The sequence below is a fragment of the Mycoplasmopsis gallinarum DSM 19816 genome (assembly GCF_000621085.1).
GTDB classification, from domain to species: Bacteria; Bacillota_I; Bacilli_A; order Mycoplasmatales; family Metamycoplasmataceae; genus Mycoplasmopsis; species Mycoplasmopsis gallinarum.
Genome location: NZ_KK211211.1, coordinates 166164 through 178343 on the forward strand (window position 1 = coordinate 166164; position 12180 = coordinate 178343).

At 26.7% G+C, this 12180-nt stretch carries 1 protein-coding gene; it reads left to right on the plus strand.

What is annotated here, in order from left to right:
- Positions 1-289 precede the first annotated feature (289 nt).
- Positions 290-12169: a lipoprotein 17-related variable surface protein gene (locus Q346_RS0103570; RefSeq protein WP_027333096.1), complete on the plus strand. Its 11880-nt coding sequence runs from the start codon at positions 290-292 to the stop codon at positions 12167-12169.
- Positions 12170-12180: the final 11 nt, after the last annotated feature.

The following is a 12180-nucleotide window of genomic DNA, read 5'->3' on the forward strand; positions in this document are numbered from 1 at the left end:
CTCTCCTATTCTATATATATATATATATATTAAAATAAACATTTTTAATTTTAAGATAAAGAATAGAAAAAAGAAATAAAAATAACGAAAAAATGAAATTTATTTAAATTTTTTGCCTTATTTAGCCAAATTTAGAATAAATTTCATTTCAAAATAAGAACTTGTAGTTTTTAGATGCTATTTTTTCATATTTTAATTGAACTTTTTTACAAAAAAGTTCTCGCATATATATATATATATATAATAAAGCAAAATTTACTTATAAATTTTTCAATTTGGAGATATAAATATGAAGAAAAATAAAAAATTGATTTTGCTTTTAGCGTCTTCATTATCTGTTTCAAGTTTAATTTTGCCTATTTCAGCAAATTATTCAAAACAGAATGTGAATATTGCAATTAATGATGTGAATTATGTGTTTGATAAAGTTAATTCTAATATTTCAGATGATATTTGAACTGGTTATGATAATTATGGTAATGGCACACTTCATAGGTGATACAACTCTTTAGATTCAAAAGGAGTAACTAATTTAAGTCAAACTGGAAATAATAAGCTTAAATGAAGTGCAACTGGTGATGCATGATATAGATTATTCGATGCTTCAACCCCAGGTTTACCAACAAATATTAATCAAACCAATTGAAATGGTGAAGGTTTTGCTAATGAAATTGGTAATATGTATTCTTGAGAAAGAGATGGTGCCTCATCTTCATTACCTGCTAACACTGGTTCTTGATGAAATGGAAATGGATTTAATCCATTAACTAATAGTAAAAAAATTAAAGTTGGTATTAACTTAACTAATGCTGACACAAATAATGACTTTTTTACTGCTGGAATTTATTTTTCAGACGATATTAGGTTAGTTGGTGATATCAAAATTCACTTATTTGTTAAACAAGATAGTAGCAGTGTTAACATTGATCAAAGTGAGGGTAAATTAACTACATATACTATAAATATCAATGATGATCCAAAAGCTAATATTGACACAATGGAAATAAGCCCATGAATAGGTAAAACGCAACAAGTAACTGGAACAGGTAAATCAGTTAACACAACTATAAACGGTAAGTCAAAAATGGCTTACATTAGTGACTATGCCTATTTACCATATTATGACCATATTCCTGATGAGTACGAAAATAATATGTCAGAAGCAAATAGAAATCAAAGAAACTGATGACAAAACACTAGACGAAATGGAAGTAATGAACTTTATGATGTTTTAATTAGAGGTTATACTCCACAAGCAGTAAGAAATTCTAATTTTACTTTCACAACCAATAAATTTAATCAAGTTGCTTTTGGTTTATTTCAACACTCAATAATTAGAAGTGGTACTCCTGTTATTACTAAAGATAATATAACTCAAAATCAAGGGGGATTATTCGTTTTTAGAGTTAATACAAGTACATCACATAATGAAATTGTTGCAGGGGCTGTAGTTGAATTAGAAATGAAACCATTTAATAATTCAACTGAACCTTTTAATCAATTATATGCTGGTAATGCTGGTTCTACCGCTGGAAGTAAAACATATTTTGGAGTTTCAGAATATAGAAATTTAAATAGCAGAGATGATTACAAGGTTATTGGTGGATTTATTAAAATGGCTGATCGGAAACAGTCATATTTAAAGAAATTTAATACTGAAGAAAAAATTCAAGATAACCTTAAATTTTACAATCAAGCAACTGATGGAATTCCACAAGCTAATTTAATTATTTCTGAAATCGGAAATAGTGCTTTTACATACAATGTTGACAAAAATGGTATTTCAAACAGCAATAAAAATAGCATTAGAACCAGAAATATTTATCAAGATTATAAAAAATACAATAACTTGGATAATTTACGTCTTACTGCTTCTTTCGCTTCAGGTACAGATGTTAAAAAATGAAGAATGATTACTAAAACCTCGACTGCTTCTGCCTCAACAATTTTTGGAAGAGAATATCTAGATTTTGCACCAATTGAATACACTTTTACTGACTTGGAATATCTTAAAAGATATATTCAATCTAAAAAATGACTAACTAAAGGTGAAAAAGATGCTTTGACTAGATTTATAGAAAATGATACTTCTTTTAACATAGATAACCAATTTACAGATACAAATGCTAAAAATAGATGAGAAACCAAAATTGATACAATTGATGAGTTACAAAAAAGTATTGAAGAAAAATATAAGGAAGTCCGTGAATTTCCACTTAATACTCAAATTTATGATAGTAATTGAAATACAGTTGCTACCAATAAAATGCTTTATGCTTTAGCTGATATCTCAGTTAAAAATAGTTTAGAAAAGTATATTAACGACAATTCTAGCGTTATTAAACTTAAATCTACTGAATATAATGATGATGCAGGTGCACAAGATAGAAATACTTCTACTCAGTATAACAGGACTCCAGGTTATGATGATTTAAATGAACTTCTTCAAGTAGTTAAAAAAACTGTAACTGATAGATTTGATGCAATTCTAACTTCAGGTAAAAATAATTTAAATTCTCTATATAGTAAATTGAATGATTATGAAATTACAAAAGCTAATTCTCAAACTTATTCAACCAATAATACAAGAGCAACTAATTTGTTAACTAATAATCTTATTCAAAATGTTATTAATAAGTTAACAACTGCAGAAGAAGTTAAAACTTTTGACTCAACAACATCAATTCCGTACGAATCTAATATTAAGAATGTTTTAGATACTATTGCAAATTTAAATTCTCTTGTAACAGAAAAAAATAATTTAAAAACTCAAATTTTAGAGCAACAAAAACCTCAAAATGATTTTAAAAATTATGCTGTTTTTACAAAATCAACCAATTCTATTGATTTAAATTCTTTTGATACTTTTGATGCAAATTTAAAAGATGCAAATAATAAGACAATTCCAAACATTTTTGAATCAACTAGCACGTTGACAAGTTTTTACAATAATGGTAAAACTACTTTACAACAAAATTGAATTAATAAATTAACTGGTGCGGAAATTGATGGAGCTTATGTAGAGTTTAAAAAAGAAATTAATAATTTTCAAAACTTAAGTGGTACTGAAACATCAGGTGAAAAATTTGAAATTGTTAATAATTTATTAGCCAATTTAGGTTGAAATGGGCCATTTACTTATGACACTAAAACCAAAACGTTAGCAATCAATGAAACTTATTACAGTGAAATTAATAAAGCAATGAATTCAGCTTTTTCTACTGCTAAAACCAATGCTAAAAGCAAAATTGATAATCTTACATATTTAAGCCAGTCTGAAAAAACCAGTGTTAAAAGTTTAATTGATCAAGCAGAACTATATAAAGATACATATGTAGCAAATCAAGACTACTCAAATAAAGTATTAATTGGTTCAGATAAAAATATTCAAACAATTGTTCAAAAATGAACTGATATTAATACTGAAAGAGAAAAAATTAAAGACTATACTGCAACTTTTGGTTATCCAGACAAAAACATTAAACCTTCTACATATAATAGAGATTCAATTACAACAGATAGCATTAGTCCTAATTCAAATGATGTGGAAGCCGAAATTGTTAATGTCAGTGCTGATGATAGTCAAGGAACTTTAACAATCACTTATAAAATTGTTAAAAGCACTGATAAAGATAATGTTTATACACAAAACAAAACTTATACAATTACTGGTTTTAGTGATGAAAGAAACAGAATCAATAATGCTAGTGCAACACCAGAATATAAAAATGTTGCTGAAAAATCAACAATTCAGGCTTCAACCGTTGTAATAGCAAATAATAACAGTAATGATATTAAATGAACTTTACCTGCTAATACTCAAATTTACCCTGGTAGCGTTAGATATCTTGGTTACAATGACATTACAGGTAAAATCAAAGTTGCATATAAATTGCAATCAACTATTGATAATACTGCTATTTCAGCTGAAAAAACCGCTGAAATTACTGGATTCCAAACTGAAGAAGATAGATTAAATGGTCTAATTACTCAAGATACTAATGATACTCAAAAAACAATTCTTAAGATTACAGCTAATCCAATCAAACGTGCTTCAGATTCAACTTTGAATACTGACTATACAATTTCACTTATTAATAATTTTGGTAATGATAATAATGTCGCATTAACTGATTTATCTAATCCCACAAATAATGACACTAATGGATCAATTTCATATACTTACAAATTAAAAACTACAAGGGAAGCAAATGATTTAGTTACTATTGCTGATGAAATTCCTTCATCTGTAGATATTAAAAGTAATGCTTCAGCTTCTCAAACTAGAACTGGTTTCTTAACCCAAGCACAATATGAACAAAATCAAAGAGATGCTAAAAAAAGAGAAATTGATAATTATCAATATTTAAATAATGCACAAAAAGAAGCTATAAAAAATAGTATTCAAAATTCTCCAATTGATCAATTAGGCCAAAAAGTTGCTGATGCAAATAATTTAAATAATGCAATGAAAACTTACATTGAGGCAACTAATAATATTGAAACAATTAAACAGGGAATTGATTACACTCAAGCAGATAATCAAAGTGGATTAGATGATGCGGTAACTCAACAAAAAACTGATGTTAATAAGACTCAAGGCTCTAATTTATCATTAACCGAAGTAAAAAATAGAACTAAAACAATTCAAGATGCAATTACTGATTTGAACGGTGAAGAAAGATTACAAAAAGCTAAAGATGACGCAATAAAAAAAATTAAGTCTGATTATTCATCATTAACTGACAAACAAAAAGAAAAAGCAATTGATTTAATTAATGCTAAAAATACCATTACGGATGTTACTACTCAAGATGAATCTAATAATGCATTAAATTCATCAATGAAAACCTTGCGTGATTTCATTACAAATCAAAATACTGTAACAGCAGGCAATAATTATACTTATACTACTAATGCTTTAAGAGAAGCCTATGATGGTAATCCAACTAAAGATGGTAACCAAAAAGGTGGAGCAATTAAAAAAGCAGAAGATTTATTAGCTGCTTTAAATACTGACAATAATGATAATTTAATGAATAAAACTAATGTTGATTCAATAAATACTGAAATTCAAAAAGCAATTAATAATTTAAACGGTGAACAAAGGTATAATGATGAATTAACTAGATTAAATTCATTACAAGCTGCAACGGCTAAAGTTAAAGATGCTTCTAAAAATTCTAAAACTGCCAGCGAAATTACTAAAGACGATATTGAATTTGACAAATCTACAATTCCTACAGATGTAAAACCAGTTAATTTAGATATTTCAAATCAAAATGAAGTAACAGGTAAATTAGACTTAAGCTATAAATATCAATCAACTAAAGAAAATCTGGAAACTCTTCAATCTAATACCACTTATACATTAAGCGGAAATAATGCTTTAAGTACTTTAACAGAAGAAGCAAGATTGAATCAATTAATAGATGATAATAATATTGCAAAAACTATTGATTTTAATGGAACTAAAAATCAAAATGCTATTGAAGACTTAACTAAAGCACAATTTAATGGTACATTAGCTAATAGTGAAAACAATAAAGCTCAAATCGTAATTGATTCTATTGCACCTGATCCAACTGATGAGCATGCTGTAATTGTAACTTACAAATTACAATCAACTAAAGATAATTTAGGCAATCAAACTATTGTTTCAAAAACTGCTCAAACTAAAATAACTGGCTTTATGAGCAATAAAGAAAAAGAACAAAATACCATTAATGGCTATGATGATGCTAATTTTGTAGGTACACCAGATAGCACAAAATTAGCTTCATCATTTGGACAGACACCAAAAAAAGTAAATATTACTTTTGCAGATAATGATAATGCAAATCACACAAATGAAACAATCGAAATTAAATCAATTAAAACATGAGATGATGTTAATGGTTCATTAACTGCTGTTTTTGTAGTTAAAAGCAATAAACACGGTGAAGTCTTAACTTCTACAGATAAAGAAATTACTATTACTGGTTATTTAACTGAAGAACAGAGATTAAATAATTTAATTGATAATAAACAAAAAGAATTTAACTTTAGTGGAACAAAAACTAAAGATAAAACAACAGTTAATGAAGTAGCTAAAGAAAATATTTCAGGATATTTAGCAGAACAATTAAATGGGCAATTAACTAATATTAATAATCAAAACAATGTTGAATTAGTAATTGATTCAATTTCAGAAACAAACCCTGATGGTAGCGTTAAATTTACTTATCACTTAAAATCAACTAGAACTGATATTGCCAATAATACTGTGGTTTCTAAAACTTTAAGTGCTTCAATGAGTGGTTTCCAAAGCAATATAAGCTGTGAAAAAGCTGATTTAGATGCCAAAACTGATGCTGATTTAGATGTAGTTATTGATAAAACTAAAATGGCTTCAAGTTTCAGTCCAGATCAAATTCAATTAAATCCTAAAGATGACACTATAAGTGTTGTTAATAAAACAATTACAGGTTACAACGATGTAATTGGAGCAATTAAACTTACTTATAAACTAAAAAGTAATAAAAATGGGCAAGATGTTTATTCTGAACCAAAAGAAATTATTATTACTGGACTTAAAACTGAAGCACAAAGATTAAATGCACTTTTAAATAACTTAGTTGAAGGTGATATTACTTTTAACGGAACTAAAAATAATCAATTACCTTCAGTTAGTCCGGCTAATGATAAATCTAATTATTCATATGATGCAACTAAACAAACTACAAATAAAGCTAGTGCATTTATTAATTCAATTACACCTGATAATTCAACTGGTCAAAATACTTTAAACTTAAAATTAGTGACAACTAAAACTCAAGATCAATTAATTTCAAATTGAAATGTAACTAATTATGAAGCCCCAGAAAGCCAAAACAAAGATTTAGTAATCACTGGTTTCAGAACACAAGCTGAACAAAACAAAATTGATCAAGCTGCTGAAAAAGCAAGATTAACTAAGTTAATTGCTAATGCACAAATTACTTATCCAGATAGTGATCAAATTTTAGCTTCAAGTTCAGAAATTTCAGGAATTAATGCTGTAATCAATTCAACAGATAATAACGCAGAAATTATTATTCAAAACATTACTGATCAAAATGATTTAAATGGCGCAATTACAGTAGCTTATGTAATTCATAGTACTAAAGGTGGAATTTACGAAAATGTAAACACTGATGCACAAACTGTTGTTTTAAACAACTTTAAAACTGAGCAACAAAGATTGGATGCTTTATTTGCTAATAATCAAGCATCTGCTTCATTAACTGGAATTGATAGCACTGATTATTCTAAATATTTACCACAAGAAGCATTAGAACATTTAACTTTAACATTGAATAACTTAGAAAATGCCAGAGTAGAAATTGTTTCTAAAGTGGCCAATAATCAAACTAATAGCATTGATTATACATATCGTTTAGTTTCAACTAGAGGAGTGGTTAGTGGTCATAATTTAAATAACGTTACATCAACAGAAACTAAAACAGGCTCATTAACAGGTTTCAAAACTTTAGCACAAGCTGAAAAAGAAAGATTAAATAATATCAATCCTGATGATAAAAATGATGGTTATACTCATACAATAAATTATTCTGATAAAGATCAAATTTTAGCTTCAAAAGTTAAAATTAATGATTCTAATTGAACTTGAGAAATTTCTCCGGCTACTGATCATACTTTTAGCAACCAAGAAATCATTGCTTATGATGATATTACTGGTAAATTAAGAGTTAGATATAAATTGCAATCAAATAAAGAAGGTTTAACAGATGTTAAATCTGATTACAAATATGTAACTTTAACAGGTTTTAAAACTGAATTAGATAGATTAAACGATTTAGTAGCTCAACAAAATCAACCAGTTTCAATTGCTGCCAAAGAAGATAGAAAAAATGAAGGAACTAACGAGAAAAAAGCTTCACAATTAACTTCAGATGACTTTAATGTTGAATTAACTCAATATGGTCAAGGGCAAAATGTACAAGTAGAAACTATTTTGGATACACAAAATGCTAATGATGAAACCGGAACAATTGAATTAGGATATAAATTAATTTCAACTCGTCCATTAACTGGTACAAATGGTTTAATTTCAGGAACTTGAGATGATGCACCATCAAAAGCACCTGTAATTAAATCTAACACTTCAAATCCATTATTAAGTTTTACAGGTTATGTAACTAATGATGAGGAAGAAGAAAATAGAATTGAAAGATTAATTCCAAACTTGGTAATTGATTATCCAAACAAGCAAAATTATTTACCTGATTTTAATATAAGTGATGTTATAGCAAACAATGTTCAAGTCAAATTAAGCGATAATCGTGAATTAAATGAAGCCCAAATAGAACTTAAATCTGGTTCAATGCAAATCCTTAGTCGTGATGATAGAAAAGGTGAAATCACTGTTAGCTATACTTTAGTATCTCAATCAAGAAACAATGTTGAAATTGTAATTAATCAAACCAGAAGTAAAAATGCTAATACTATTAAAGGCTTTAAAACTGAATTACAAAGATTACAAGCTTTAAATTATGATTGAGCAAATACAATTGCAAATAAAGCTAATATTAGTCCATCTGATGTTATTTTAAATAACATCACACCTTATGCAACTGATAACGATCAAGCAAAAGAGATAACAATTACTGGTTCTGATGATAGAAATGGTACATTGGATATTCAATACAATATCTATTCAAAACGTACTGATTTAACTGATATTCATGTAGTTAATAAAACTGCACAAATAACTGGTTTACAAACTGAATTACAAAGATTAAATGCTTTAGTTGAGAATAATCAAGTAACTAAAACAATTAATTATGTACCAAATGATAAAGCCGAAATTAAAGCAAGTTCATTAGTTGCTAAAAAAGACGAAGTACTTGCAAATAATGATAATTCATACTTTACAACCTTAATTCAAAATCCAGCTACTTCAAAAGCGAAAATTATTATTAAAGATATTACTGCTGATGATGAAACAGGTCAATTAACTGTTACATATGTATTGCAGTCAACCAAAGATGGATTAAATAATATTGATTCATCTACTCAAGGCACAATTGCAATTTCTGGTTTCTTGACTAATTTACAAGAAGCTAAAAATAATTTAAAAGCTAAAATTGATGAATTAGTACAAAATAATAAATTAACTAGCGAACAAGCACAAGCACTTAAAGATAAAATTGATAGTACAGATACTGATTCTATTGATAAAGTTAACAAAATCGAATTAGAAGCAGATAAACAAGTTTTAGTTAATGAAGCTGAAAAAGAATTTACTCACTTAAACAAAGCACAATTAACTGATGTAATTAATAATATTAAAACTGCTGAAAACTTAGATAAGGCAAATGAAGCTAAAAACAATGGTCAAACATTAGATGATAAAATGGCTAAATTAGATGAAATAGTTAAAAACTATGAAGCTAAAAAATCATTAGATAAATATACCTATGCTTCAGAAACACCTAAAAATGCTTTTGATAAAGTAATTGAAGATGCTAAAAAATTATTAGATAAAACTAATGCTACCGATTTAGGTGCAGATAATTTAGATAATTGAATTGGTATTGAAGAAACTAATACTAAAGGTGAAATTCAAACTAAATATGAAGCCTTAGATGGTGATATTCAAAAAGCTATTCAAGAAGTAACTAATAATGAATACTTATCTCCAAAACAAAAAGCAGATTTAATTAATAAACTTAATTCATTAGATTCTAATACTTTAGATAAAACTAATGATGATGGTACTAAATTAACTTTAAATGATATTAAAGATGAAATTGCTAAAATTGAAGCTCTTAAAAAAGAAGCAATTAATCGGATTAAAGCATATGAAAACTTTAATCCACAACAAAAAGATGCATATATTAATCAAATTAAATCAAGCGACAATGATCAATTAGAAACCATTGAGAATAATGCAATTGCTTTAGATAACAAAATGCTTGAGTTAAAACAAGCAATTGAAAATGTTAAAGATGTACCTAATTCAAACGCATATCAAAATGCAGATCAAAACAATAAAGTTGCTTTTGATAACGCATTAAATGTTGCAAACAAAATTAAAAATGGTAAAGAAAACACTGATCCAAGTGATACATTTAATTACAATGCAAACTTAGGTGAAGTACAAAAAGCAATTGATGATCTTAAATTAGCTAATACCAATATTAATCGTGATGAAGCTCTTAAATATGTTGATAATGCGCCATATTTAAGTGCAGAGGAAAAAGCAAAATTCAAAGAACAACTTAACAAAAATCCAATCACAGATGAAACTATTGCTAAATTAAAAGAGCAAGCACAAATTATTAATGATGCTAAAAAAGTTTATGTAGATCAAATTAAAGCAATTGACAATAATGATTTAGATCAAAGTGATAAGGATAAATACATTAATCAAATCATTAATAAACCAATGACATTGGATGAAAATAATGTAATTACTAATCCAGAAGACTTTAGCAAAATTGTTTTTGATGCGCAAAAAGAAGGTTTAATTAATAAATTAGAAAATAATGTAAATCAACCTAATTTACCAAATATTCTTAATCCAAAACAATTAGCCGAAGCTAAAGAAGCAATTAATAATGCGACTGATTTAGCAGAAGCACAAAAAGCTTATGATGATGCAATTAAATTAAGTAAAAAAATGGCAGCTTTAGATGAATTAGTCAAAAACTATGAAAAATCAATCGCTAATCCAAACAACACAAAATACAATAAAGCTGATAATAAAGAACAATTTGATAATAAATTAGCTGAAGCTAAAAAATTATTAACATCAGATTCAGATAATGGTGTTGATAATAAATTATTGGAAGATTTATTATCAAATAATGACAAATCATTACAACACTCATATGAAGAGTTAAATGGTTTAGAAAATGATTTAATTGAACAAATCAATAATTCAGAAGTTTTATCACCAAATGAAAAAGCTACTTTAATAACTGAAGTAAATAACATTGATAAACATAATGATGAAGCAGGTCAAGTAGCTACATTGCAAGATAAACTTAATAAATTAATTGCTGATAAAAACAATAATATTCAAACTATTCAAAATCTTGAAAATCTAAATCAAAGTCAAAAAGATGATTTAATTAACAGAATTAAAAATAATGACTTGGTTGATAATCCAGCAATTTTAGACGAAGCTCAAAATCTTGATAATAAGATGAAAGAGTTAAAAGATGAAATTGCAAAAGAAAACAAAATTAAAGGTTTAAGCTACTATAATAAAGCGTCAGAAGAAAAACGTAATAACTACGAAAATGCTTTAAATGATGCTAAAAAATTAGTTAATAATGAAAATCCTGAAACTTATGACACCGCAAATCTTAATGAAGCAGAAGTGCAAAAATTAATTGATAAACTTAAATTTGCTGAAAATGAAATTGCAGGTGAAAAAGTTCAAAAAGTAACTGATTTACAAGAAGAATTAGCTCAAAAACTTAAAGAATTAGATCAAAATCCAAATCCATCATTGAATGAAGAAATTAACAAAATTATTAATGAATTAAATGATCTTGATATAGATACTCATGATAGTGAATTAGCAACCAAAATGGTTACACTAAATAATCTTCTCAAATGATTAAGCGATCAGTGAAGACAAAGCAGTCAAATTGACAAACAAAATACTCAAAAAGCATATGATGATTTAAATCAAAACATTAATCAAGTTGAAAATATTCTTGAACAATATTTAAATAATGTGCAAAATGAAGTTTTAAAAAATGCTATTAATGAATTAAAAAATAAAACTATCAATAATCTCGATTTTATTAAATCTAAACTTAGTTTTACTTTAGCTTTAGAAGCAAATAATTTAGAACAAGCTGAACAATCAGCAAATAAATTGGTTAATTATGGTTTAAGTCAATATCAAAACTTCTTAAATAATTTAGTTAATGCTAAATTCTTTGAGCGTGATAAAGATAACAAAGTTAATATTGAAAATGCTAAGTCATTATTAAATATTCCATTAGTTAACATTGATAAAATTGACCAAAGTACATTTAAAGAAATTATTAAAAATCAAACTAATGTACAAGATAATCTAAAATGATTATGATGATTAATTTTAGCAACTGGAGTTATAGGTTCAGCCTTAATGCTCAGCATTTTAATCAAAAGAAACAAAAAATAAAAATTAAAAGT